This window comes from Mucilaginibacter inviolabilis, from assembly GCF_011089895.1.
GTDB classification, from domain to species: Bacteria; Bacteroidota; Bacteroidia; order Sphingobacteriales; family Sphingobacteriaceae; genus Mucilaginibacter; species Mucilaginibacter inviolabilis.
The window spans coordinates 3,035,998-3,062,931 of sequence record NZ_JAANAT010000001.1; the positions used below are offsets into that span (position 1 = coordinate 3,035,998).

21 protein-coding genes are annotated in these 26,934 nt (G+C 42.7%); 10 read left to right on the plus strand and 11 right to left on the minus strand.

Going from position 1 to position 26,934, the window contains the following annotated elements:
• Positions 1–78: 78 nt before the first annotated feature.
• The 3 genes from G7092_RS12385 to G7092_RS12395 form a co-directional block, all read right to left on the minus strand.
• A complete protein-coding gene (locus G7092_RS12385; RefSeq protein ID WP_166089706.1) occupies positions 79–1,203 on the minus strand; it encodes a redoxin family protein in 1,125 nt (374 codons plus the stop codon).
• Positions 1,204–1,218: 15 nt separating this feature from the next.
• Positions 1,219–3,045: a glycoside hydrolase family 9 protein gene (locus G7092_RS12390; RefSeq protein WP_166089707.1), complete on the minus strand. Its 1,827-nt coding sequence runs from the start codon at positions 3,043–3,045 to the stop codon at positions 1,219–1,221.
• 87 nt (positions 3,046–3,132) lie between these two features.
• Positions 3,133–6,108, minus strand: coding sequence for a glycosyl hydrolase family 28-related protein (locus G7092_RS12395; RefSeq protein WP_202985262.1), 2,976 nt, complete (start codon positions 6,106–6,108; stop codon positions 3,133–3,135).
• A 484-nt stretch (positions 6,109–6,592) separates the two neighbouring features.
• On the opposite strand from G7092_RS12395, the gene G7092_RS12400 reads away from it, so the two are divergent.
• From G7092_RS12400 to G7092_RS12425, 6 genes are read left to right on the plus strand one after another with little or no spacing between them, the layout of a single operon-like run.
• On the plus strand, positions 6,593–6,997 hold the full coding sequence (locus G7092_RS12400) for a PTS sugar transporter subunit IIA (protein WP_166089710.1): 405 nt from the start codon (positions 6,593–6,595) through the stop codon (positions 6,995–6,997).
• A complete protein-coding gene (locus tag G7092_RS12405) occupies positions 6,990–7,460 on the plus strand; it encodes a PTS sugar transporter subunit IIB (protein WP_166089712.1) in 471 nt (156 codons plus the stop codon). The genes G7092_RS12400 and G7092_RS12405 overlap by 8 nt, the downstream gene beginning before the upstream one ends.
• A gap of 1 nt (position 7,461) precedes the next feature.
• Positions 7,462–9,060 carry a PTS system mannose/fructose/sorbose family transporter subunit IID gene (locus G7092_RS30525; protein WP_202985263.1) on the plus strand — a complete coding sequence of 533 codons (1,599 nt, stop codon included), beginning with the start codon at positions 7,462–7,464 and terminating at the stop codon, positions 9,058–9,060.
• Entirely contained in the window at positions 9,057–10,775 is a 1,719-nt protein-coding gene (gene ptsP, locus G7092_RS12415) for a phosphoenolpyruvate--protein phosphotransferase (protein ID WP_166089714.1), read from the plus strand. The genes G7092_RS30525 and ptsP overlap by 4 nt, the downstream gene beginning before the upstream one ends.
• Positions 10,772–11,038: an HPr family phosphocarrier protein gene (locus G7092_RS12420; RefSeq protein ID WP_166089716.1), complete on the plus strand. Its 267-nt coding sequence runs from the start codon at positions 10,772–10,774 to the stop codon at positions 11,036–11,038. Before ptsP ends, G7092_RS12420 begins: the two co-directional genes overlap by 4 nt.
• Positions 11,039–11,053: 15 nt before the next feature.
• On the plus strand, positions 11,054–11,812 hold the full coding sequence (locus G7092_RS12425; RefSeq protein WP_166089718.1) for a 6-phosphogluconolactonase: 759 nt from the start codon (positions 11,054–11,056) through the stop codon (positions 11,810–11,812).
• A 103-nt stretch (positions 11,813–11,915) separates the two neighbouring features.
• Here G7092_RS12425 and G7092_RS12430 read toward each other — a convergent pair whose 3' ends face one another.
• Positions 11,916–12,875: an alpha/beta fold hydrolase gene (locus G7092_RS12430; RefSeq protein WP_166089720.1), complete on the minus strand. Its 960-nt coding sequence runs from the start codon at positions 12,873–12,875 to the stop codon at positions 11,916–11,918.
• A 231-nt stretch (positions 12,876–13,106) separates the two neighbouring features.
• Between G7092_RS12430 and G7092_RS12435 the strand changes: the two genes are divergently transcribed.
• Positions 13,107–13,742 carry an RDD family protein gene (locus G7092_RS12435; protein WP_166089723.1) on the plus strand — a complete coding sequence of 212 codons (636 nt, stop codon included), beginning with the start codon at positions 13,107–13,109 and terminating at the stop codon, positions 13,740–13,742.
• A gap of 4 nt (positions 13,743–13,746) precedes the next feature.
• Here G7092_RS12435 and G7092_RS12440 read toward each other — a convergent pair whose 3' ends face one another.
• Entirely contained in the window at positions 13,747–14,316 is a 570-nt protein-coding gene (locus tag G7092_RS12440; protein ID WP_166089725.1) for a DUF1572 family protein, read from the minus strand.
• Positions 14,317–14,503: 187 nt separating this feature from the next.
• On the opposite strand from G7092_RS12440, the gene G7092_RS12445 reads away from it, so the two are divergent.
• Entirely contained in the window at positions 14,504–17,434 is a 2,931-nt protein-coding gene (locus tag G7092_RS12445) for a PAS domain-containing protein (RefSeq protein WP_166089727.1), read from the plus strand.
• Positions 17,435–17,443: 9 nt separating this feature from the next.
• Here G7092_RS12445 and G7092_RS12450 read toward each other — a convergent pair whose 3' ends face one another.
• On the minus strand, positions 17,444–18,238 hold the full coding sequence (locus G7092_RS12450; protein ID WP_166089729.1) for an alpha/beta fold hydrolase: 795 nt from the start codon (positions 18,236–18,238) through the stop codon (positions 17,444–17,446).
• Positions 18,239–18,319: 81 nt separating this feature from the next.
• On the opposite strand from G7092_RS12450, the gene G7092_RS12455 reads away from it, so the two are divergent.
• A complete protein-coding gene (locus G7092_RS12455) occupies positions 18,320–18,916 on the plus strand; it encodes a TetR/AcrR family transcriptional regulator (RefSeq protein ID WP_166089731.1) in 597 nt (198 codons plus the stop codon).
• A gap of 8 nt (positions 18,917–18,924) precedes the next feature.
• On the opposite strand, the gene G7092_RS12460 is transcribed toward G7092_RS12455, so the two are convergent.
• The 3 genes from G7092_RS12460 to holA form a co-directional block, all read right to left on the minus strand.
• Positions 18,925–19,755 carry a sulfotransferase gene (locus tag G7092_RS12460; protein WP_166089734.1) on the minus strand — a complete coding sequence of 277 codons (831 nt, stop codon included), beginning with the start codon at positions 19,753–19,755 and terminating at the stop codon, positions 18,925–18,927.
• A gap of 48 nt (positions 19,756–19,803) precedes the next feature.
• Positions 19,804–20,367: an adenylyl-sulfate kinase gene (gene cysC / locus G7092_RS12465; protein ID WP_166089736.1), complete on the minus strand. Its 564-nt coding sequence runs from the start codon at positions 20,365–20,367 to the stop codon at positions 19,804–19,806.
• Between the two features lie 291 nt (positions 20,368–20,658).
• Positions 20,659–21,681: a DNA polymerase III subunit delta gene (gene holA / locus G7092_RS12470; protein ID WP_166089738.1), complete on the minus strand. Its 1,023-nt coding sequence runs from the start codon at positions 21,679–21,681 to the stop codon at positions 20,659–20,661.
• A gap of 186 nt (positions 21,682–21,867) precedes the next feature.
• On the opposite strand from holA, the gene G7092_RS12475 reads away from it, so the two are divergent.
• Positions 21,868–22,329 (plus strand): type I restriction enzyme HsdR N-terminal domain-containing protein, encoded by a 462-nt coding sequence (locus tag G7092_RS12475; RefSeq protein ID WP_166089740.1) that lies wholly within the window; start codon positions 21,868–21,870, stop codon positions 22,327–22,329.
• On the opposite strand, the gene G7092_RS12480 is transcribed toward G7092_RS12475, so the two are convergent.
• Together G7092_RS12480 and G7092_RS12485 are read right to left on the minus strand one after the other, a co-directional pair.
• Positions 22,326–24,125 (minus strand): ATP-binding protein, encoded by a 1,800-nt coding sequence (locus G7092_RS12480; RefSeq protein ID WP_235953871.1) that lies wholly within the window; start codon positions 24,123–24,125, stop codon positions 22,326–22,328. The genes G7092_RS12475 and G7092_RS12480 overlap by 4 nt on opposite strands.
• Before the next feature lie 89 nt (positions 24,126–24,214).
• The gene (locus tag G7092_RS12485) at positions 24,215–26,875 is read right to left on the minus strand and encodes a valine--tRNA ligase (RefSeq protein ID WP_166089745.1); all 2,661 of its coding nucleotides are present in this window, start codon (positions 26,873–26,875) and stop codon (positions 24,215–24,217) included.
• Positions 26,876–26,934 lie beyond the last annotated feature (59 nt).

Below are 26,934 nucleotides of genomic sequence, written 5' to 3' on the forward strand. Positions count from 1 at the left end.
AGCCCGTCGAAGCATGGTGGGCAGGCCTCTGCGCGCGATACTTCGACAAGCTCAGTATGACAAGCCCTGTTTTACACCTTACTTATATATCCTCCCCATCAACGGATCATCCCAGATGATCTTTTTGAGTTCTTCGGGATTGATGATACCTTGTTTTCCGTAAACAACTTTACCATCAGGGTCAACCAGCATAGTGTATGGCAGGGCGCCATCCCATTTAGGGTCAACCGCTTCGATCATTTTGTATTTATCATCGCCGGTATAAATATAATTGGGGCCCGATGCCTGTTTACCCTTCAAAAAACTCAAAGCCTTATCCTTACGCGATGGATCGTCGGCGCTGATGGTGACAAACTCCAACCCTCGGTCACGGTACAGATGCATGATGGTTACCAGCTCCGGAAATTCGGCCACGCAAGGGCCACACCAGGTAGCCCACAGGTTGATCAATCTTAGTTTATCGCTTTTATTTTTTACCAGGTTGGCAATACCCGCTGCATCAATGGTATCCAGTTTTACCGGCTCATTGGCCCAGGTTACGGCGGCTTTCTGGATCCAGTCCTGCTTCTCGGCCCATTTGATAGAGCAGCCAAAGGTTTTGGTTACCGGCACTGCCACTTCTTTACCAGCCAATACAGCATCAATAGCGTTGCGGGCATCTAAAGATCGTGGTGTTTTGGCAGGGTTTTCCATATCGTCAATACGGCCATTATAGCGTAACTTCCTGTCCTTATCAAAAATAAAAATATGCGGTGTCGCTACCGGGCCATATTTATTACTGGCGATCTCTGTTTCGCCGTCATACAAATAGGGAAAATTAAAATGACGGTCTTTAGCACGTACTTTCATATCGTCAAACGAATCGCCAAGGTCACTATATCCCAACTCATCCAAGCGCAGGGAAGCCGGGTTGTTTGGGTTGATGGCCACTACTTTGACACCTTTTGATGCATAGTCGCTGGTTAGTTTCACCAGTCTATCCTCATAAGCCTGCGAAGTTGGACAGTGATTGCAGATAAACACTACGGCCAGCACCTTGGCATCTTTAAATGATTGCAGTGTATACGTTTTCCCATCGATGCCGGGCAGACTAAAATCGGGAGCAGACTCACCCGTAGCTAAAGTGGTATGTGTTACCTGCGCAAAAGTAAACCGCGACAGGATCAGTAAAGCAATAAGAGTTATTAAACAAATCTTTTTCATATTCTTCATAACTAATTATTCATGTATAGCCACGGCCAACAGGTACCAGGCGGTATGCGGAAGCCACTGCTCGGCCCAGCGCCAGTCGTAATCCTTGTGGATCTGGGCGTAGGATAAATTAAAGTCGATATCATTTTCATCAGTCAATCCACCGGTTACACCATTTACAATACCGCCGGGAGCATTGGTATATTCAAACGTGCCAAAGAAACCATACGCGGGATTATTATGCCCTGTGCCCTGCAGCATACTGGCATCAAAAGGGTTCAAACCCAGGATCCAATTTAACTGATCAACGGCGAAGGTTTCCAGCTGATCATGGTAAGCTTGATCATCGGCAAACAAACCGGCAGCGAGGCGTGCAGCAGTAGCCATAGAAGATAAGCGGGCATTTTCGCCCTGCCACCAAGGCGAGGCATCGCTGCCCTGCGGAAAGAAAAACGATGTGCGCCTGTTGCCCAGGGTGTCCTGCACCAATTGACGACTATAACCAAAAGGGTTATTCACCTCATGGGTAACTTTCAATTCAAAATCAAAGGACGCTTTGATGGCTTTTTTGATGGCTACCTGCATAGCCTGATCTGCATATGGATAGTAATAGATCAAACTGGCAACAGGCATTCCTGCGTCTGATGGATGAAAGAATGGCCTGTCGGTACTATCGGCCTTCCAGTAGTTCTGATATTTTTTCCAGGCAGATAATCGACTAATAAGATTAGTAGCCCTTTTGGTTGCAGCTGTTAAATATTCCGTTTTTTTGGTGGCTTTGTATAACTCGGTCGCAGCGCTTAAGGCGCAATAATCATCCAGGATATTCTCGCGACCATCAAAGGTCATGAGCTTGTTGTTGGCTTCCAGGAAATGGAAAGCGTTTTCGGCGGCCTGTAAATATTGTTCGCTGGTAAAATCGCCGTTTACTTTGATGGTTGATGCCATAGCCAAGGCAGCAATGGCTATACCCCCACCCGATCGATAGCTGGTTTGATAACGGTGCCAGTCCTTATTTTCGGCGCTGTTGCTGAAGGGTTGATCTTTAGTTTGTTTGATGCGATAGGAAGCATCTTCGGCACGGATCACCCTGTCCTTTGCCAGTTTGCCCGGGCCCGGAGCCGATACCGAACGATAAAAAGAACCGTTTTTGACCTGCATCCGCACCAGGTAATCGGCACCATAAGTGGCCTCATCCAAAATACGGCGATTGATCTGCCTGAAATCGGTAGTTGTTTTTTTATCGAGGATCTCTTTGGTTTTCAATAAGCTCCAAACCACCAAAGGTATCTGCTGCGGATTGAAATAATTGGAGAACGACAGATGTGAAAAATGCTTGCCATAATCACCGGTGGCATCATACCAACCGCCATGGGCATCAATAGTATCCTGTGTTCTGCCAGCCAACAATAAATGACGATCGGCCTTGTCGATTTCGCCAGCAGCGCGCTGCCCTTTAAAGTAATATACTACATCTGACAGCGTAGCCTGCTCCAACACATTCTTCCCTATTTTAAACGGATAGGAATTGATCTTTTTACCGGATAAGTTGATCTGCACCTGGTAGATACCCGCAGTAGTAAACCCGCTAAAATCAAGCGTATAAAACTCCCGGTTTTTCCATCCTTTCACGTTGCCATTGTATGCAGACTTGCCAGAGAATACCATTTTGCCGTCCACATCAACCAGCTGAAATGTGGTGATTTGATAGGCTTTGTCCGTTACTACAATAGCCTTTTTAGCTTTGGTATCTTCATAGCCTACCTGGTTGGTTACTATTTTAATTTGCTGGGCAAAGGTTGCCAATGGTACCATTAATATGGAGAGCAAAAACTTCAGTTTCTTTTTATTCATAGATCAAGATATTAATATGTTATATAAATTTATAAAAACAGTTGCGCTGTTCGAAGTCTCTGACTTCGAACAGCGCAAAACGTCTTTCTAATTAACAGCCACCGCGTACAAAGCATTATGCCCGGTAACGTACAAGGTTTTCCCATCTTTACTAAACACAAGCGATGTAGGGCGTTCCGGAACTTTGATCACACCGCTCTGCTTACCGGCACTGTCATAAATATACACCTGCCCGTCGGCTATATACACATTGCCTTTGGCATCACCAGCCAAATCAAACTCGCCTCGTTCGGCAAAATATTTCAGATCGCTCAGGTAACCTTCGGGGCTTACCTTGAGCTGTACCGTACGTTTATCATACTCATCAGTAGTATAAACCGGTTTACCGGGGTAGGCGGCAACTAGCGCGCTTGAACGGGCCAGGTCATACACCACCGGGATAATAGTAACTCCATCTGGCGCCACCCAGCATTCGGTTGCTTTATTGACTGATACCGTATTAAAATCATGAAAATCGCGCCAGCGGTGTACGGGATAAAGTGCCTGATATATAGTCTTGCCAGTTGGCATAGCCTCTTTTTTCAGGAGAAGGATGCTCTCATCCGGATTATCTGTATTTACCGAATACACCAAACTGCCAAAACCCGAATTGCCCCAGCCGCTAAAGGAAGTACCTGATGCATCAGCCGGATTTTTAAATTCTTCGGGCTTACCATCAACCAGATAACCGGGCTTGGGGGTATATTTAAATACCACCAGCAGGTTATCATTTTTATCGCAGGCCAGCGAAAGTGGTTCCCAGGGATAATCGGCCAGCAAACTGATAGTTTTGGTACTGGCATCCCATTTATAAATGCGCCTCATCCGCGCCTCGCTGAAGTAAACATTGCCCTTGCTATCGGTACACAAACTGTTGGCAAACTCAAAGCCAGATGCCAGTTTTTGTACATTGCCCTGAACAGGCTGTTCGCTGGCTGTTGTGGTACTGTTGATCACCAAACGGGCAAACTCCCAGGGACGTACCGTGGTATTGGTACCAATATCATACAGCGGATCGGTAGTGGTATATTTGATTTGGCTGTAGTTATGTACATTCAGCAGCTCCACATTTTTATTATTCCAACTGCGGACAGAATATGGATAAGGTTTATTTACCCTAATCACCCTAAACATGTACAAATTGGCAAAAGTCATGTCAGCACAATTTTCCAGTTCCAGCGGCTGGCATTCGGTGCTTTCCCGGCTTTCCTCCTCCAGTTGCAGGGCGTACACTTTCCAGTTGGCTACTTTGTTAAAACGGACCTCGTTGCGTACATGGTGCTCAACCGAAAGGGCATAAATGCGTCCCGGCGTGCTGGTATTGGAAACATAGGCCCCGGCAGTAGCGTAGGTATTGGCACTCCAGATATTTTTGAATGTACCTCCGCCGCCATCGGTTACCCAAAGGCTCCAATATTGGCTGTCCCACATATCGCTGTCGTTACCTTTATACAAACCTTGACCTGTTTGCTCGCCAGGCTTATTCATGCCTCCATGACCGCCTAAAAATTTTACATCATTCAGGTAGGAGTTTTCACCGGCCATCCACTTACAGGCCACGGCCCGCGGGTTGATGCGACCCGATGATAAGCCTATACCGGTAAGGATATTGTTGCCGCCTTTACTGGTTTCGATCATTGGTACAGGTCCGCCGAAACCACCGAAGGCCTGGGTATTGTCTTTCAATATGATCTGTGTAGCGATGGGATTTAAACCGATCAGAACCGTATTCGGTTTGAATTTTAAAGTTCCGGTGATCCGATATCTCCCCGATGGTACATAAATAGCAGGATATTGGTCAATCGCCTCCTGCATGGCTTTGGTATCATCCGTTTCACCATCACCTTTGGCACCCAGTGTTTGCAGGTTGACCCAGGTACTTATCGCCGGAAACTCCGGTATATCTTTTTTGGCTGGTGCAGGGAAAGCCGACAGCGGCTGGATCTCTTTTATGGTTTTACATACCGGGTCAGCAGTCAGGTTATCCATCTGCAAACCGTATATAAAGTTTTTTACTTTGTAGATAGCGCCTTCACCGGTGGTTGTTGTTTTGCTGCGGCGATAGTTGACCAATGTTTTTACATCGCGGCAATCCACATTACGCAGACTGATCTGGTTAAAGGCATTATCCTCATTACTGATGATAACAGCCGGACCGCTCACATGGTCAAACCGGCTATCCTCCACAAACAATTTTTCATGATAATTGGGATGGATCTCAATCGCCGTAGGCACATTTTTTACCTGCATGCGCACAATGGTTAATCCCGCCTCCTGGGTACTGATGGCGGCTTTGCGTTGCCCTTCAAAATAGGTATCCACCATCATAAACTGCCATCCCGGTGATGGCTTGGTGGTCAGGATGCCGTAATCGCCATTAAAAAAGCGCACATCTTCCATCTCGTTACCCACATCAAACATGCCTGCCTTGCCTTTGCCCACGTCAATATCAGCATGGGCTATAAAACTATGCTGGGCATAATGCGTGCGCAAGGCGACAGCTACCGGATTACCGTCTTCAATTTTAAGGTTGATATTGGATAAGGCACTGTAGAAGGTAGATGCCCCCGCATCTGATACCTCTTCGCCAGGTTTGGATATATTATTCACAAACCAGAACATATATTTGGCCTTGCCCTTATCCGTTGTATCGGCCACCTGGAAACCGGGTGAGTTTTTGGCCAGGATAATAACCGGGCGGGTTTTACCATAACCGATCAGTCGCACCGCCCGGGGTACAAATATGGTTTTACTAATGAGGTATTTCCCTTCGGGGATAAACAGTACGCCGAAATTATTTTTATCCTTCAAATCCTTAATAGCCTGTTGCAGCGCATCGGATACATCAGTTTTCCCATCGGCCTTCACGGGGTATTTATCTGGTGTAAAGTAAACAGCTTCCTTATCCTCCAAACGTTGCTGGTAAAATGACCTGGCCGCTCTAAATGGAGCATCAGGAGCCTGGGCAAAGCCGTAATGATAAATTGATGATATAAAAAGCGTCAATAAAAAGAACTTCTTCACAGTTGGTGTTGGTTTTAGACAAGGTATCACAATTGGTAATTGAATATAACAGGATATAAGCCAGCATTGATCAGCTTGAACAAAGCTCGATATTAGTTTTCCCAACTGCTATTTTAACAACACTACATCACCACTACCAATATTGCCAACCCGATATTATATCAAATTAGTTACAAAAGATTGAAAGGCGAATCTGTCTCATTCTCCGTCCCGGTTGCTCTGCATTTTTTCTGTAGTGCCGGCACTATGCATTTTCCCTGCTTAAAACCCTGTTAATATCATCATTTTCAGATCGTAGTAGTGGTAATGTAGTGTACTAAAACTATAAAATGGTTTAACTTTATAGCATACTTGCAAAGTGTTATAACCTGGATAAGCATACTGTCGCATTGCTTATTTCTTTTTAAATTTTTGATTTACTGGCCCTACAGATCGCTCTTTTTTAAGAACAAAAGATCAATGGGGATTTTGGATATAGATATAAATGAGAAAATTCTTAATTGCCACGCATGGGGCTTTTGCCAAGGGGATAAAATCGTCATTGGATATGATTATTGGTGAAACCGATAACGTATTCCTGATCCAGGCCTACCTCGATGATGCTATCAGCGTAGAAGACGAACTGGCCGCGGTTTTAATCCATATTACGGCCGATGATGAACTGGTGATATTTACCGACCTGCTGGGTGGCAGTGTAAATAACATCATGATACGCGAAGCATTGAAAGACAATGTGCATATCGTATCGGGCTTTAACCTGCCTTTGTTAATTGAGGTTATTATGGGTGATGCGGGCACCCCGGTTACCGAGGTAATAGAAACAGCCATTATCGACGGGAAAGAGCAAATGGTTTATGTAAACAAACTGATAACACAACAAAATGATTAAGCTAACCCGCATAGACGACAGACTGGTACACGGACAGGTGGCTATGACCTGGACACCCGCACTGGGCGCGGATTGCCTGCTGGTAGCCAACGATAAGGCCGCCACCGACGAATTCTTAAAAATGACCCTGGGCCTAGCCAAACCTGCCTCGGCCAAATTGCTCATCAAAACATTGGCCGACGCCATCATATTTTTAAATGACCCGCGCGGCCAGAACATGAAAATACTGGTACTGGTGAATTCTGTAAAAGACGCGGCTGCATTGGCTGCCGGCGTAAGCGAGATAAAAAGCATCAACTTTGGCGGCATCCGTACCAGAGAAGGCACTCACTCCATAGCCAAGGCTTTGGCGGTTACTGATGACGATATAGCCATTATCCGTGATCTGTTAGCCAAAGGCATCGAACTGGAAGTACGACAAGTGCCAACTGATAACAAAACCCCGATAGAAACCCTGATTTAAGATGCTGGCCACCTATCTGTTACTCACACTCATAGCCGTTTTCGGACATTTTGAGGATTTTTTGGGCACTACGCTGTTAAGTCGCCCGCTGATCCTGGGGCCACTGGTTGGTTTAGTACTGGGCGATGTTACCCAGGGCGTCATGATAGGTGCTACGCTGGAACTGATCTTTATGGGCAATATCAAAGTTGGTGCAGCTATTCCACCGGATATTATTACCGGTGGAGTCTTGGGAACGGCCTTCGCTATCATGTCGCACAAAGGACCTGCCATCGCGCTGGCTTTGGCCGTACCTATCTCCATCCTCTCAGAAATGGTGATCAGTGGGCTGTTCGTTTTCCGGGCAGTTTTCAATAAAAAATTCAATCAATATGCCGAGGCCGGCGATTATAAAGGCGTGCAGCGATTACATATTCTGTCAGGTCTGTTAAAACCGGTGCTCATGGGCGTCATTATTTTTGTGGCTTTGGAACTGGGTTCAACGGCCATCAAATCATTCCTTGATTTGATCCCGGCCTGGGTACAATCGGGCTTGCAGGTGGCCGGGAATATGTTGCCCGCGCTGGGTTTCGCTCTGCTCATGAATCTGATGTTTAACAAAAGAGTAGCGCCTTATTTTTTCCTGGGATTTATGCTGGCGGCTTATTTAAAGCTTCCCATTATTGCCATTGGCGGTTTAGGGGTAATCATCGCGCTCATCGTAACACAGGATGCACCTAAACTGGCCGCTACCGCCTCTAATGATGATGATTTTGATTTCGATGATACACCTGCCGAAACAACACCCGTTGAGCCGCAACATCAACTAAGCAATGGCACTTTAAGAAAACTATTTTTACGATCGCTTACGCTGGAGGCCAATTTCAACTTTGAAACCTGGCAAAATACGGGCTTTGCATTTGCCATCATCCCGGTGCTCAAAAAATTGTATCACACCAAAGAAGCCATGACCGCAGCCCTCAAAAGGCATTTGCAGCTGTTTAATACCAGTCCCTATGGTTCTACCCTCATCATCGGTATTACCGCTGCTATGGAAGAGCAAAATGCCCTGGACAAAGATTTCGACGAAGAATCTATCAGCTCGGTGAAACTGGGATTGATGGGACCACTGGCCGGAGTGTTCGATTCTTTATTTTGGGGTACTTTTAAAGTGATCGCCGCAGGCGTAGGTACTTCCTTAGCTATTAAGGGAAATATATTAGGTCCGCTGCTTTTTTTGATCATATTCAATGTACCGCATCTGCTGCTGCGCTACAACCTAACTTTTATAGGCTACAATGCCGGGACTAAATTTTTGCAGAATCTGAGCAAAAGTAATGTGATGGATAAGCTCACCTCGGGTGCTGCTATATTGGGCCTAATGGTGGTAGGTGCCATGCCCGCCACGCTTATGAATATCAAAACACCGCTGAATATTGGCTCGTCCTCATCGGCAGTAGGCGTACAGGGCATCCTGGATCAGATAGTACCCGCTATGATACCACTGGGGCTTACCTTCCTGATATATTATTTTGTAAAAAAACAGGTTAAAACCACCTGGCTGCTACTGGGCCTGTTGGCATTGGGTTTTGCAGGCAGTATAATCCATTTGTTTGTATGACGATCAATGGCATAGGCGTATCTTCGGGAATTGCCATTGGCAAAGCGCATCTGCTAAAAAAACAGGAAGCGGCCTTGTCGGGTGTTGTATTAGCGAATGATGCTGATATTACTATCGAGATAGAAAAATTCAATAATGCTGTTATTATTTCAGTTCAGGAGATTGAAACGCTGATCAGCAGTTACGATCAATCTCAGGGAAAAGAAGGACTGGAAATACTGGAAACACATATTGAACTGTTAACCGACCCGCAGATCAGCGAAGATGTGACCGAAAAAATATCCAAAGAAAAGAAGAATGCTAATGATGCGGTGATTGAGGTGATTCGTGCTGCTGTAGACCTGTTTAAGAATATGGACGATGAATATCTGAGCGCTCGCGCCGCCGACGTTCAGGATATCGGTAATCGCCTGCTCGGAAACCTGAATGCTTCAGTCTCAACCACAATTGCTGCTTACGAAGTTGATACCATCATTATTACCGAAGACCTTACACCATCGGATACCATCAGCATGGATACTAGGCATGTCGCAGGCTTTGCCACACAAGTAGGTGGGCGTACATCGCATGCGGCTATTATTGCCAGATCGCGCGGCATTCCGGCCATTGTGGGATGCGGTATAACCTTAATGGATATTAAAGATGGCGACTCGCTGATCCTCGATGGGCAAAGCGGTGCGATCATCATCAATCCGAATCAGGAGACGGTTGAACAATATCGTATAAAACAAGAAAACTGGCAGGTGCAGGCTGATTTACTTCGGTCCCTAAAAGATACACCCGCCACAACTATTGATGGAGTTAATATCAAGCTAATGGCCAATATAGGCGATGCCAATGATATGGAACAAGCCATCGGTTTTGGTGCTGAGGGCTCGGGATTACTGCGTACCGAACTACTTTTTATGGGGCGCGATGCCTTACCCGACGAAGATGAGCAATTTGAATTTTATAAAGCCGTAGCCCTTAAAGCTAAAGGCAAGCCCGTTATTGTACGCACGTTGGATATTGGTGGCGATAAACAACTATCCTATTTTAATTTCCCGGCAGAGCAAAACCCTTTCCTGGGTTACCGTGCTATTCGAATCTGTTTGGATCGTCCGGATATTTTTATCGTCCAGCTGAAAGCCATATTACGGGCCAGCGCGTTTGGCCGGTTAAAGATCATGTTCCCGATGATCTCCAATATACAGGAAGTAAGGGCAGCCAAAACCATATTGCAGCAAGCCAAGGATGAGTTAGCCGGGGCAGGAATCGCCTTTGATCAAAATACCCCCGTAGGGATTATGATCGAGATTCCGTCAGCAGCCGTCACGGCAGATCTGCTGGCTAAAGAGGTTGATTTTTTCAGTATCGGCACCAATGATCTTTGCCAATATACTTTGGCTGTCGACCGCATGAATGAGCAGATCAAAGAGCTGTATGATCCTTACAATCCCGGGGTGCTTCGGCTTATTGCTTATGTGATTGAACAGGGTCATAAAAACAATGTGGAAGTAGGTATGTGCGGCGAACTGGCATCAGATCCTAAAGCAACCCTTTTATTATTGGGCATGGGGCTTACTGAGTTTTCCATGAGTGCCGCGGCTATTCCAGAGATTAAGCATATCATTATCCACAGCGATCTGGTAAAAGCCAAACAGATACATAGCCGTGTAATGGAGATGGATAGTTCGACAGCCATCACCGCTTATTTACAGGAGATAACCCTATGATAACAAAAGACTATTTAATTACAGCCGCCGAAGGTATGCATGCCCGGCCAGCAACCAATCTGGTAAAATTATCCAAAAACTACAGCTCACTCATCAGCATAAAAAAAGGCGAGCGTACGGTTAAACTAAGCAGCCTCATGAACATTCTTTCGCTGGGTATAAAAGGCGGCGAAACCATCTCTATCATTATTGATGGTGAGGATGAAGCAAGCGCTGTTATAGCCATCGACGCATTTTTTGAAGAAGAATTAAAACACCTGTAAAGGCAAAATAATACGATGAAAATCACCATAACCAAAAACGAAAAAGAATTTAACGAAACCGCGGCCTGGCGCATTATTGGTCAGATGCTGGAAAAACCCACGGCTGTGATAGGCCTTTCAACCGGGCAAACCACTATTGATATGCACCGAATAGTGTCTGATATTTACACGCAATACCCGTTTGATGTATCGCGCATTACCCTTTTTAATGTGGACGAATTGACTAACCTGCCACGGGAATATGCAGGCAGTTGCTACACCATGATATTGAATCAGATTGCTGGCCCATTGGGTATCCCTGATGAAAATTTTATTATGCCCCCTACCCTGAGCGATGATTTTGAAGCCGAAAGCCTGCTTTTTGAAAAACGCCTGGCCGAACGCGGCGGTGCCGATCTGCAGATGCTGGGTATTGGCAGCAACGGTCACATCGGTATTAACCAGCCCGGTACGCCTTTTGAAAGCGAGACATGGGTATCGCCTATGGACCCCGACTTTGAGGCCCGTGTACGCCGCGAAACACAAGTTCCTGAACACATTGTATTGGGTGGCCTAACCCGTGGTATTAAAAACATCATGCATACCCGCAAACTAATACTGATAGCCAAAGGAGCACATAAAGCCGAAATCATTGAGCAAGCCATTTTAGGCCCTGTAACTACCGACATACCTGCATCCGTAGTCCAGCTGCACCCTAACTGCGAAATTCTACTCGACGCCGATGCAGGCGCGCTGATCCATGAACGTGTAAAGCAACGGGGCTATAATTTCTAAAGATTTTCCCACCCTAAACCTTTATCATAAGTCTTATAGCAATTGTTGTAAGACTTTTTTGTTGGCGAAAAAAAGTCAGTACACCACTTTTAAGTTAGTCGCCCTATTTATCAATAAACCTAAATACGGCTGCCACAAAGGCTGCATTCTTTTCATAATAAAGCATATGTGAGCCATCCAACTTCACTACCTGTTGATTAGGAAACCGAAAAGTTTTATAATGCTCTGTTCCAATGGCATAATCGTGGGTGCCGGTAATAACCAGTACAGGCACACGGATCTGACTGCTGATAGGAGCATAATCTATCCAATACTCCGGATAGTGGTTTTGTTTGGTAGTATCTATCAGGTGGGCGATAACGGCATAACCAAAATCAGAAGTACGTTTATAACCCGATTCTATGCTATCCATTTTTTCGATGGTGCTCATACTATCGGCCAATAATTTGTAACCCAGGTGTGCTTTGTTTAATTTTTTTCTGACAATAGAGTTTTGCAATAACAACTCCCTGGTATTATCGCTGGTAATGGTAGTATCTTTATGCAACAAATGATAGGAGTACGTAATCTGCTCCCTTAATGAATTGTTATTAAAAAAGTGTAGCGTCGAATTAGTCAATATTAGTCCGGAAACATGCCCCTGATATTTTTGAACATAATTAACCGCCAGCACACCACCAAATGAATGGCCAAGCAGGTAAATTTTGTCAACACCCAGGTGTTTCCTGGTTTCTTCTATATCGGCAACCAGGCGGTTCAAACCATAATCTTTCGCATTTTGTGAATGCCCCGAGCCCCGCTGGTCAAGGTAAACCATGGTGAATTTTTTTTCAAGATTAGAGCCACCCATTTTCTCAAACGACAAATAATCCTGCCCGGGGCCACCATGAATATATATACATACCGGCCCATTGCCCGCCACCTTGATCGCCAGTTTAATACTATCTGATGTAACGATGGTCTGCTCTCCCTTTTTTAGCCGTATCTGTTGCGCACAAACCGGATAGCCGGGAAGTATCATGGCTATAAATAGAATTAGGCTGTAAAAGATGCTATATTTCATTTATCAACTCGTATTAAGCTTTAGATTTACCGGTACGGGCATTGTTACAAACCATACAGCCCGCACTTGCTCCGGCATTAATCAAATCAGCCATCTTTTTGAACATCAAAACAGCTTCTTATAAAGTAATATTTTAACTATTATTTCAAGTTTAGTTATCTTACCTTTCTTCATTTTGCAGTTGTTCTCAACAGATATTTTCTTTATTTTTCGATACCTCAAACCTGCATCATGATCAATGAATACTACATTGTAAGAGACAACGAAAAGCACGGCCCGTACAGCCATACCGAGTTAATGGACATGGAAGTAAATGCCACAGAACTGGTATTGTCGCCATTAGCTTCAGATTGGCAGGAAGCTGCTGAGCTTCCCGAATTTGACGAGTATTTTAAATCCATTGGCGTATACGTACCAACAAAACATACTGTAGCTAATTTTGGATGGCGCTTACTGGCCTTTGTTATTGATTATCTTATTATAGTACTGGGCTTTGGGCTAATTGGCGGAGTACTGGTTGTTATAGAACGGTTCACAACCGGCACTGTAAGTGACAATGAAGCAGTGTCATCACCCGGAGCAGATCTGTTGTTCAGGCTCCTTTTTCTCCTGGCATTAATTTCCTATAATTCGGCTTTTGAAGCCACAGAAATGCAGGGAAGTATTGGCAAGTTCATTTGTCGCCTGGCAGTTGTAAACATTAATGGGGAAAGGTTAAGATTTGGTACTGCACTAACGCGTAATCTGTTTAAAATTTTATCCAGCTTTTTCTTTTGCATTGGCTATTTTGCCATGCTATGGAGTTCAATGAAACAATGCTGGCATGACCAGCGGGCTAAAACCTATGTGGTTAGGAAACCAAAGTGACAGATTAATTTTTATCATCGCTGAACTCATCGGTAAAGTGCTCGCGATGTTTCTCTTTGGCAAACTTATCAGCATTATAAGCTTCCGATTTCCCTCTGGGTATAGAAAGCGAACTCCAATTTTCATTACAAAGCATTTTGCCAATAAAAACAATTTGCCCTACATGGTACGGGTAATGTGCCAGCTGCCGGTTAATGGCCTCAGCAACTGTATGCCCCATATTGCGGATATAAATAATCCTGTCCAGATCATCAGCAGTTAATTGTTCAAGCACGCCTAAAAGGCATTCCCACCCCCTGTTCCACCGCTCTATAAGCTCAGCACGCCCGGGATTTATGACAGTAAATTCAGCCTCGCGATTACGCCACTCTTTTTCTCCATCGGCATTAAAAATATCCGTCCATCTGGAGAGCATGTTTCCCGACAGGTGATTAACAATCATGGCAATACTGTTTGATTCTGCATTATACTGCCAGTTCAACTGTTCATCAGTCAATTGCGCGAATGTTTTTTCACCCAGTATTTTATAATAGGCAAATTGTTTTTTAACACTTTCCAAATAATCTGATGTCATAAATAAAGTTAAAGATTTTGAACTTATGGGCCAATTTTTTGTTGATTGATAGTAAGCCTGGCGTATATTAATTAAATACAGATTCTGCATTTAAGTTTATTTTCATTCAAAACATTTTCTTATAAGATAATATTTTAATAATTACCTTAGGATTATTAATCTTGCTTTTATCCATTTTGTATAATATATGCCCATTAAACACAGTTCAGCGTTGCCCCCAGAAATGTTAAGGGTTTTTGAGACCTTACCTCACCCTTATCTTATTCTTTCAAAGGAACTGTATATACTTACTGCCAGTAACACTTATTTACAATTAACCGGTAAAATGCGGGCCGAGCTGCTGGAAAAGCATTTGTTTGATGTTTTCCCCCAAAAGCCGGATTGGGCATCTGAAGAAGGGGGCATCGTTTTTTCATTAGAGCAGGTATTAAAAACCGGTAAACCACATCAATTACCTGTTACACGTTTTGACACGCCTAATCAATCAGGCATATTACAGGAGCGTTACTGGGATACCGCCCATACACCTGTACTTGATCCTGATGGTGATATCTGTTATATTATACACCATACCCAGGATGTTACCGAAAAGGTAATTGCCGAACGGAATTTAAATATCAGTTTAGAAAAGGAAAAAGCAGCGGCAGCAAAGGCAGGTCAGCTAAGCCAGCAAATGGAAAAGCTATTTGATGAGATACCTGCGCAAATTGCCATTTTTACGGGCCCCGATCTTGTATATGAGTTTATAAACCCGCTTTACGAAAAAGAATTTTTCCCGGGGCGTAAAATATTGGGTAAGCCTTTGCTGATGGCTATGCCAGAGATTGCTGCCCTGCCTGTTTGGGACGCGCTGCAGCAAGTTTATAAAACCGGCAAAACCTATGTTGGCAATGAGATCTGTGTACCACTGGTGAGCGAAATTGGAGGATCACCGGATGATCATTATTTTAATTTTATTTACCAGGCTATCCGCGATGATAAAGGAAATATAACGGGTGTTTTAAGCTTCAAATATGATATCACCGAGTTGGTTATGGCTAAAAAACGCCTGGAACAAACCAGCAGGGAATTATTAGCCCTTAATGAGGGCTTAGCTCATGCCAACGAAGAAATACAGGTTACCAGCGAGGAAATACAATCGGCCAACGAGGAGTTAAGCGCCACGAACGAGGAGCTGTTCCGGGCACAGCAAAGTCTGCTCAAATTAAACAATGAATTGGAAAGCCGGGTGGAATTACGCACTCTTGAATTGTTAACCGCACAGGCAGATGCCACCGGTCAAACCGAGCGACTGAAAAGATTCTTTATGCAGGCTCCTGCTGGTATTTGCATACTTGATGGACCAGATTTTATATTTGAATTAGTTAACCCACCGTATCAAAAGCTTTTCCCGGGACGAAAACTCACCGGAAAACCCCTGTTAGAAGCATTGCCAGAGCTTAAGGATCAACTAATAGCTGATATTTTAAAAAACGTATACAAAACGGGTAATACGTTTGAAGGCAAAGAGTTATTAGTCCCCTTGGCCCGTGAAGCCGGCGGACCTTTAGAAGATCGCTACTTTACCTTTATTTACCAGGCCAGATATGATGCAACCGATAAAGTAGATGGCATTATGGTTTTTGCTTTTGAAGTAACCGAGGCGGTGCTGGTGAGACAAAAAGAAAAGGAAAACGAAGAGCGTTTCCGTTTTTTACTCAACGCCATGCCGCAGCAGGTATGGACAGCCCGTCCCAATGGCAAACTTGATTATGTAAATGAAGTAATCTGTGATGATTTTGGGCGAAGCGCCGAAGATATTATCAGCCAGGGCTGGCAAGCTTTCATCCATCCTGATGATCAGCAAAATTGCTTAAAAAAATGGCTCACCGCTTTACGAACAGGTCAGGAGTACCTGGTGGAATTCCGTTTAAAATTTCAGGACGGGCAATATCGCTGGCACCTGGCCCGGGCTGTACCGTTGATTGAAAATGGAGAGATCAAACTATGGCTGGGTACTAATACCAATATCGATATTCAGAAAACCAATGAGCAAAAAAAGGACGAGTTTCTTTCTATTGCCAGTCATGAATTAAAAACACCACTTACCAGCATCAAAGCGTTTAACCAGCTCATGATGCGTATTAGTGACCCCTCAAAGCTTAATGATCTTATTCAAAAGTCGGCCGCGCATGTATTAAGATTAGAAAAACTGATCAGCGATCTGTTGGATGTATCACGCATTAATGCCGGGAAGATGGATTATAATATGGAAACTTTCAATTTCCATGAAATGCTCAGGGATACTATTGATAGTGTGCAGCATACTACTACATCACACCGGATCATACTGGAAAGCGCAGAAGATATCACCTATACCGGCGATCGTTTCAGGCTGGAACAGGTAGTAAATAATTTATTGACCAACGCGATCAAATATTCGCCCGAGGCTGATACTGTTATTGTTAATTGTATACTGCATGATGATAACAGCCTGATTGTATCGGTTCAGGATTTTGGTATTGGCATCGAAGAAAAAAACCTGAGCCGCCTGTTTGAACGATACTACCGGGTAGATAATACAGCGATGCGCTTTGAAGGACTTGGCCTGGGTTTATTCATTTCGGCCGAGATCTTAAAAAGACATAACGGGAGTTTTTGGATAGACAGTGTGCCTAATGAAGGATCTACTTTCTTTTTCCGATTGCTGACACATCAAATCCCCAAACAAGCAGCCATCATACAAGGTGATCTGTATTATCATGATAGTGCCATCACGCTTAGCTACAATAGCATCCACTCGCGCATCGATGCCGACTGGACTGGCTTTCAAAACCTGGAATCGGTACAACAGGGATGCCATCGTATGTTAAACATGATGATAAAAAACAATGTTTATAAAATACTGAATAATAACATTCATGTGTTGGGCAATTGGTCTGAAGCTGTTGACTGGGTTGCCCAGGAATGTTTTCCGGCTATGCAGAAAGCCGGTTTAAGATATTTTGCCTGGGTTAACTCCCCAAGTGTATTCAGCCAGCTTTCGGCCCGCAAAAGCGTGAATGATCTCAATGGCGAAATGACCATTAGTTTTTTTGCCGATGTAATAACAGCCGAAACATGGATAAATAAACAGTAGTTTTTTACCCTAAATTTTATCCAGATAATCCTTTAATAATTGATTAAACTGCCCGGGTTGCTCCATATTAGGCATATGACCAGCATTCTTTATAATAACAAGCGCAGCCATATTTATACGGGCATGCATGTACTCTGCAGTGCTAACAGGGGTAAATACGTCCTGATCTCCAACGACAATCAGTGTTGGAAAATCGATATTTGAAAGCATGGCCGAATGATCTCTTCTTTCAGCACGACCTAACTGTACCGCTGCTGCACCAGTTGCATCTGTATTTATCATCATATCACTAAGATGATCTACTACCTCCTGATTGGTATCAAAAGTATTTTTACAAAGGTAATGACCTATATTTTGAGTGGTATATCTTTCCATACCCTCACTTAGCAACCTTTTTGCAAGCGCTAGCCGGTTTAAATAACTGGTAGCATCTTCGGCTCTTGCATCTGTATCAGCCAATACCAGGCCTGTCACCAAGTGTGGGGCAAGTCTGTATATTTCGAGTGCTACCTGTCCGCCCATTGACAAACCCACCAATACAGCTTTAGAAATATTCAGTTCATTAAGCAAATAGATAATATCAAGTGCAAGCTCGTCTAAAAGTACTAACGGCTCGGTGGTGATACTTTCGCCATACCCTCTTAAATCAGGAATAATGAGCCTATTTGTTTTACTAAATACCTTCGATTGATAATTCCACATGCTGCGATTAAAGGGCTGCCCATGTATAAATACAATAACGTCACCTGTACCCTGGTCTTCATATACCAAATTAATACCACGAATTTTGAGTTTGCTTGCCATGTTATTTTTTATGATACTAATATCTCACAAAAATATTAATTTTAATCTATGAAATGAATTTTATGAGAAAAAAGTATCACAATGGGGAAATTATCATTAGACAAAGGAAGAGTTAGCCAAAAGATGAAAACCCGCGAGGTTCTTCTTTTAAAAGCAAATGAATTACTAAAACAACGTACCGAAATAAGTGTCGACTTAGTTGCACGGGAAGCCGGAATTTCCAAAGCCACAGCTTACAGGTACTTTTCCAGTTCAGAGGCATTAAAGCGTGAAGCATCCCTCCAGCTAAAGGCAAAAACAAACGACAATCTTTTTGCAGATTTAAGTAATACCGATCTGAAAGGAAGGTTAGACCGGTTAATTGATTATCATTTTAATTTATTTATCAATAATGAGATTGAATTTCGCCTGTTTTTAAGTTCGGTGATTGGCGAATCAGTTATCCGCAAGGAAACACCATCAAGAGCCGGGAGGCGGATCCTCCTGATCAGGGAGGCTCTTAAACCATTACAATCAACATTAACATCGGGGGTTTTCGATCACATGGTTAATTCACTAAGTATATTTTTCGGCATCGAATCTATCACCGTTTTAAAAGATGTATGCCGGTTAACCAATGATGAAATACTACAAACCTGGAAATGGTCGGTAAACCGTATTGTTTTTTTTAAAGATTAAGCATTTTATCAGGAAAAATGAATGAAGCTTTTTAGTTCATCTTGTAATCGGATTGCCGTTCCAATAAGCGTCTTGTCGGTGATGTGCAGATCAATCTCTATATCTTTACCTATGTGGCTCTCTTTAAATACATCTTTAAATTTGAAATACTTCAATGAAAAGTTCCAGTTATTTTCAAGAAAAGAGAAGAGTTGGGTATCTGCCCTGTTTAACAGAGAATAATTAACTACTATAAATGAGTCGTTGTTAAGTTTCTTAATACAGTTTAAAATATCCTGGTTATAAGCTATCCAGACTTTTAAAAATTTTGATGCATTTTCGTCGTAATATTTTTTAAGCCTGCGTGATCTTCTGAATTTCTGCCATACTAATCTGGATAAGTATTTACGGCTCATATATTTCTGATCTACCTCTTTAAACTCCCGTCGCAGCAATGAACTTACAACCGACTGATAATCACGCAGGATAATTAAATAACAGGCTTCTGGCAGCAACTCCTGGTAAACATCTAAAAACAAACATGTACGCGGATCCTTCCAGCCCCATTGATCATATAGCTGCTGTTTAATTTTAATAATACTTTTCAGCTTCTCTTTTTCATATATAGAGAAAGTGTCTATTTGTACATCAGTTAAACCAGAAGATGGCAGATGGTTGTTATTCAAAACTTCCTCGTGCATTTTTAAAAATTCCACATCTTCAAAGTGGCCATCTTCATTTCCCCAACCCGGGCCAAGCAGTTGTTCGCCAAGTTGCAGCCCACATTTTGTAAGCCAGTTCGAGATCAATGAGGTACCGGAACGGTGCATTCCGGCAATGATAAGGGTTCTTTTTTGCATAATTTATAAAAGGACGATCGTTTTAAAATGCTTAAGCAGGTAAATAGCTTAAAAATTATCTGTCATTTTATTAGAAATTTTTTCGGTAGCGTAAAGGTTATTAAGTATAAAATAAACCAATAAAGAGGTGCTTTGCTGTATAGAGTTTTCGCTGGTATTAATATAAAGGTCAGCATCATAAGGCACATCAAACCGATCATTTATCCCGGTTAAGTTTAAGAGCTTATTGGGATGCCCTTCTGGTAAAAGAGCTCTCTGATAAAGACCTTTGGTATCGCGATCAATTAGTTTGTTAACCGGGCAGTCGATATGTACAATATTTACATCGTCGTACCGGTTGGCAAGCTCGCGTCTAACATCATCATAAGGGTTTATGGCACTGATAATGGGAACTATACCCTGGTTGGCGAAACGGCTGGCCACAAATCCCAATCTCCTGATGTTTTCGCTCCTGTCTTCCCTTGAAAATCCAAGATCTTTACAGATTTCCTGTCGATATTCATCGCCATCAATAATTTCAATCTTTATTCCGAGTTCTGTTAATTCGGCAGCAACATTTTTTGCTAATGTTGTTTTGCCAGCTCCTGATAGGCCGCAAAATAAAAGTATCATACTCCTTAGTTAAGTTAATAAACATCATCTTGCGAAAGTCTTGCAGGACACTTTCTGAACGTGAACTTATAAAATAACTTACGCGTTACGACGCGGCCGATTGTAAAAGATTATTTACAATCAGGTATAATACTTTCGTTGGAGATAATTTCAGAATACTTAAACCGCACAGAAAGGCCCTTAAAGGCAGTTTTTGACCAAACTCTGAGCTTTACGTGTAATCATTTCCAAATGATACACCTAACAGAAATGTTACGCACATTAACCGGGCTGCAAACAACAAGCAGTGGTTTAATGAAGAATTTTAAACATCAGTTCTTTCATCAACTCGCCATGCGGTGCATTTGACTCAACACCTTTACTTTTCAAATCATACTCGCGCAGATAACTAATGATTTGCATAGTTTTTTGATAATTATAGCTACGACCGGCTTGCTCATAATCTTTTACAAAAAACGGGTTTACCCCCAGTTCCCGGGCCAGGTTTTGCTGCGATTTATCTTTTACATAATGAAAGGCCAGCACCTTACTAAAGTAGTTATTCAGATTGCCCAGCACCAGCACAATAGGATTGGCCTTGGGATTGGCCTCAAAATAATTGATGATCTGGTTAACTTTATAAGCATCTTTTTTACTCAGGGCCGTTTGCAGTTCAAATACGTTATACTCTTTGCTGATGCCTATATTATCCTGGATATGTTTAAGCGTGATCTCCTGACCGGCAGCCACATTAAGCATTAGTTTTTCAAGCTCGTTGGCAATTTTTGAAAGATCATTGCCCAGATATTCCGAAAGCATAGCTGATGCCTGTGCGTTGATCTTATACCCTTTATCACTGATATAACCTTCTATCCAGGCCGGCACCTTATTATCATATAATGGTGCCGATTCAAAAACGATCCCATTTTTTTCAATGGCTTTATATGTTTTTTTCCGCTTATCAAACTTGCCGTATTTGTAGCAGAACACTAATATGGTACTTGGCAAAGGGTTTTCGAGATAGCTTAATACAGGATCGATACCTTTTTTGCCGTCATCATCCTTCCCCCATTTCATCTCCTGCGCCTCCTTTACCAATACTACCTGGTAATCGGCCATCATGGGGTAACGCTTAGCCGCGTTAAGCACCGTCATCATGTCGGTATCCTTGCCGTATACTACGGTTTGATTAAAACCTTTTTCGGCATCCGGTAACAGGCTATGTTCAATATAATTGCTTACCAGGTCAATAAAATAAGGTTCTTCACCATGCAACAGATACAAGGGCTTGTATTTACGGTTCTTTATATCTTTTAATAGCTCTGCTGCGGACATCTTTTTTAATTCAAAATTCAAAAGTAAAAATTGCGAAGCACTCTTGAACTACAAAAAAGAAATAAACATCCGTGAAAAATTCAAAACCGGTATAGTGTTAAAATTAAAGCTAAAAATCCCTTTTAATTTAATTACCCCTGATGATTAGCATTTTTTACTTTTGAATTTTTACTTTTGAATTTAAAAATGGATCTGCTGCAGCCGCTTAATCTTCCTCCTTACCCTTTTAAGATTACCGATCAGAACGGTCAGCTCAGTTTATTTGATGAGATCAGAAAGAGAAACATCATCATTACTCCCGAGGAATGGGTACGCCAGCATTTTGTACAATATCTTATTAAACACAAAAACTATCCACGTGCATTAATTAAGCTGGAAGGTGGGATGAAACTTAACGGACTACAAAAACGAACTGATATTGTTGTATTTAATACCGAAGGTAAACGAATATTGATTGTGGAGTGCAAAGCTCCTTTCATAAGCATTGATCAAAAAGTTTTTGACCAGATAGCCAGGTACAATATGGTTCACCAGGTACCGTTACTGGCCGTTAGCAATGGTTTGCAACATTATTATTGCCGTATAGATCACATCAACAAAAAGTATCTGTTTTTGGAGGATCTGCCTGCTTATCCAGAAGCGCTTTAAATCAATGCTATCAGGTTTTGTATCTTCTCCAGTAGTTCGTCGGGTTTAAATGGTTTGGATACATAATCGTTCATCCCCACTCTAAATACCCTATCCTTTATATCAACCAGGGCTGAGGCGGTTAGTGCAATGATGGGGATCCTTGCCTTTTTGGGATCGGCCATTTTCCTGATTTCCTGAGCAGCATCAAAGCCGTTCATTACCGGCATCTGCAGATCCATCAGTATAATATCAAAATTACCATATTGCATAAACTCAACGGCGCGTTCGCCATTTTCGGCAATAGTGGGTATTATTTTCCATTTTGATAGCAGCTTCTTCATCAGCATAACATTTACCATGTTATCTTCGGCAATAAGTACTTTCAGGCTTTTCAAGCCTTCTTCTTCGGCTGTTTCTGCCTGTTTACCCATGCCAGCGGCAATCACTTCTGTTGATACGGAGAGTTCCATATTAAATAAAAACTCAGATCCTTCACCAATTTTACTGATCACCTCAATGTGTGTACCTTGCAATTCGAGCAGACGTTTTACAATGGCCAAACCAAGTCCGGTACCTCCATACTCACGTGTGGTAGCTAATGACTCCTGCGTAAATGGTTCAAAGATATTTTTCAGGCTACTGTCTTTGATGCCTATACCGGTATCTTTTATAGAAAACCTTACGGTAAGGGTGTTATGCCTATCCTCCTGGCAGGTAACATTCACCCACACATTGCCCTTAGGGGTAAACTTTATAGCATTATTAACCAGGTTAAAAACCACCTGGGTGATACGGGTTGGATCGCCAAAAAAAACTTTGTTTTTCAGGGCATTGTCAACAGTAAGGGAAAACTGCAGGCCTTTTTCGTGAGCCTTTAGCATCTGCCCCCCGCAAATATTATACATCAGCTCAACCAGGTCAAAACGAACATTTTCAAACACCAGTTTCCCCGATTCAATTTTGTTAAAGTCGAGCACATCATTTACGATGGCCAGCAGGTTATTTGCCGAAAATTTCAATATTTCCAGGTTCTCCTTTTGTTCTGGCCTCGGGCTGCCCATCATCAACAAATTACTCATGCCAATCACCGCATTTAATGGAGTACGGATCTCATGCGACATAGTTGATAAAAACTCAGATTGGGCATGTGCCGATTTCTCCGCCTTCTCAATAGCCTTTTCTAGTTTCTGATTCAAGGCTTTTTGTTCATGAGCACTTTCTTTCAGCTGTTTCAAGTTTTTTATAAACGCGTTATAAAGATGGCTATGAATAAAAATGAGCAATATAAAATTGGCAAACAGACTAATCACAATGGTTGATTGATCTATCTTATCGGGCTTTATGGGTATTAAATAATTGTAATTATGCTCAATAAACAAAAAAAGCAGTATAGGTACTGTATTCAACAGGGAATAGATCAGTCCCCATTTTTGGCCCAGCATATAATAGCTGAATACAATCACGATAATAACTACCTGCACCGTAACTATATTGATGCTTTGCAACGATACGTATACAATACTTACATTGAGCAAAGTGCCCACAACGAGCAACACGTGGGATATAGCAAGCCAGTTTGGTTTGTATGTTAGCGCTTTAAACAATACAATGATGCTGAGCATTAAAAATAAAGAAGTATAGGCCAGCATCATCTGCCCCTGAAAATAAACACTGGTTAACAATGCAGCAGCAGCTACAAATACCAGAAAGAAACCATAATATAATAAACGTATGCGCGCCTGATCAAGAACAGATTGTTCCTTTGAAATGATTTTGTAGATAGAGAAGTTAAAAAAACTTGCTTTTTGGCACATACTCAAACGGCAAACATTTTACTAATGCTTAAGCCAACCAGGGCAGTACTGGTTAGCTTAAGCTGTTTGCAGCGAGCTTTTATATGCAATTAGCCAGCCAAATCATCAAGACCTTTTTGGATGATCTGTAATTTGGCTTCGGCATCAGCTTTTTTACGCTGTTCAATATCAATAATTTCGGGTTTGGCATTGCTCATAAAACGTTCGTTATTCAGCTTTGCATTTACCGATTTTAAAAATCCTAAAAGATATTCCTTCTCTTTTTCCAGTCTTTCACGTTCTGCTACCGGATCAATTTCTTCTTGAAAAGGAACAAAAAACTCATCTGTTGAAGCTAAAAAGCTGATAGCCCCGTTCACTTTATCCGTAACTGCCGAAAACTGGCTTATATTTCCAAGCCGGGCTATTATTGCCTCATATTCCAGATAATTTATACCAGAATTAGCTTTTACAAAAAGCTCAAGCGGCTCTTTGTCAGCAATATGTTTTGTTTTGCGGGTGTTCCGAATGGCAGCAATAACTTCCTTCACTGTTTCAACCTCAGTTAGTAGCCGTGCATTAATTTCCCCAATAATTGGCAATTGTGCAACAATACAGCATTCTTTTTCGGCACGTTCGCCAAACAGTTCATCATGCCATAATTCCTCGGTCAGGAAAGGCATAAACGGATGTAAAACTTTTAATATATTTTCAAAGAATTGTATGGTAGCTGAATAAGTTGCCCGGTCAATTGGGTGCTGATATACCGGTTTGATCATCTCCAGATACCAGGCACAGAAATCGTCCCATACCAGTTTATAAGTGGCCATTAAAGCTTCGGATAAACGGTATTGCGCAAAATTATCTTCTATTTCGCCTAAGGCCTGGTCAAAGCGGTTTGCAAACCATTCTATAGCTATAGTATTTGGGTTAGCAAGGGTATCATCAACTTCCCAGCCTTTTACCAGCTTAAACGCGTTCCATATTTTATTGGCAAAGCCACTGCCTTGTTTACAATAGCTTTCGTCGAACATCAAATCATTACCAGCAGGCGAGCAAAGCAGCATACCCACACGCACCCCATCAGCACCATAAGTCTCGATCAGGTCAAGCGGGTCCGGCGAGTTACCTAAGGATTTGGACATTTTCCGGCCCAGTTTATCCCTTACTATACCGGTAAGGTACACATTCCGGAAAGGTATTTCGCCTCTGAATTCATGCCCGGCCATAATCATTCTGGCCACCCAGAAAAACAGAATTTCAGGTGCGGTTACCAGATCGTTAGTCGGGTAATAATAGTTGATATCTGCATTGTTCGGATCTTTAAATCCGCCAAATACCGATATAGGCCATAACCATGACGAAAACCAGGTATCAACCACATCGGGGTCCTGGGTCAGATCATGAGCGGTGAGTGCCGGATTTTTGAGTTTGGCTTCAACCAATGCATCTTCTGCATTTTTGGCGATAACAAATTCGCCGTTTGGTAAATACCAGGCTGGGATCTGTTGCCCCCACCATAACTGGCGACTGATATTCCAATCCCTTACATTTTCCATCCAATGGCGGTAGGTATTGATAAATTTATCAGGTATCAGTTTAATCTCGCCATTCAGTACATAATCCAATGCAGGTTTAGCCATTTCGCCCATTTTGCAAAACCATTGCATGGATAACTTTGGCTCGATAACCGCATCCGTACGTTCCGAAAAACCGATCTGCGATTTATAATCCTCTACTTTATCCAGCGCGCCGGCTTCTTCCAGCAACACGGCTATTTTTTTACGGGCCGCGAAACGGTCGACACCAACAAGTATCTGGGCTTTCTCGTTCAGCGTACCATCGTCATTTAAAATATCGATAACAGGCAGATTGTGTTTCTGGCCAAGTTCGTAGTCATTCAAATCATGCGCTGGGGTAACCTTCAAACAGCCGGTACCAAAATCCATCGTCACATATTCGTCCAGGATAACCGGTATCTCGCGGTTAATCAGCGGGATAAAAACCCTTTTCCCATGCAGGTGCAAATACCGTTCATCATTCGGGTTAATACAAATTGCTGCATCTGCCATGATTGTCTCAGGACGAGTCGTCGCAATCGTAAGATATTCTGTAGGTGCAGCTACATGATTAGCCGCTTTATTAACTAAATCCGAAACAATCTCATACTTAATATAGTACAGTTTCTGATTTACCTCCTTGCGGATAACTTCCTCGTCGGATACAGCGGTTTTACTCTGCGGATCCCAGTTTACCATGCGGATGCCGCGGTAGATGAGCCCTTTTTTGTGCAGGTGGATAAAAGTATCAATTACCGCTTCGGACATATCCGCGTCCATGGTGAATTTGGTGCGGCTCCAATCGCAGGATGCGCCTAGTTTTTTAAGCTGTTCCAGGATGATACCGCCGTATTTCTCTTTCCATTCCAACGCATAAGCCAAAAATTCGGGCCGGGTAAGATCGGCTTTGCTGATACCACGCTCTTTGAGCATAGCCACAACTTTAGCCTCGGTAGCAATACTGGCGTGGTCGGTTCCGGGAACCCAGCAGGCATTTTTGCCTTTCATACGGGCGCGGCGAACCAATACATCCTGTATGGTATTATTCAACATATGCCCCATATGCAGAACGCCGGTAACATTGGGTGGCGGAATGACTATGGTGTAGGGCTCACGCTCATCAGGCACCGATTTAAAAAAATCGTGCTTTAACCAGTAACTATACCACTTCTCTTCGGTTTCTTTGGGCAAATATGTTTTAGCAATACTCATAACGCGCAAAAATAGGGATTTGCACGCTTACTTCATAGCTGATAGTTCATGGATAATTG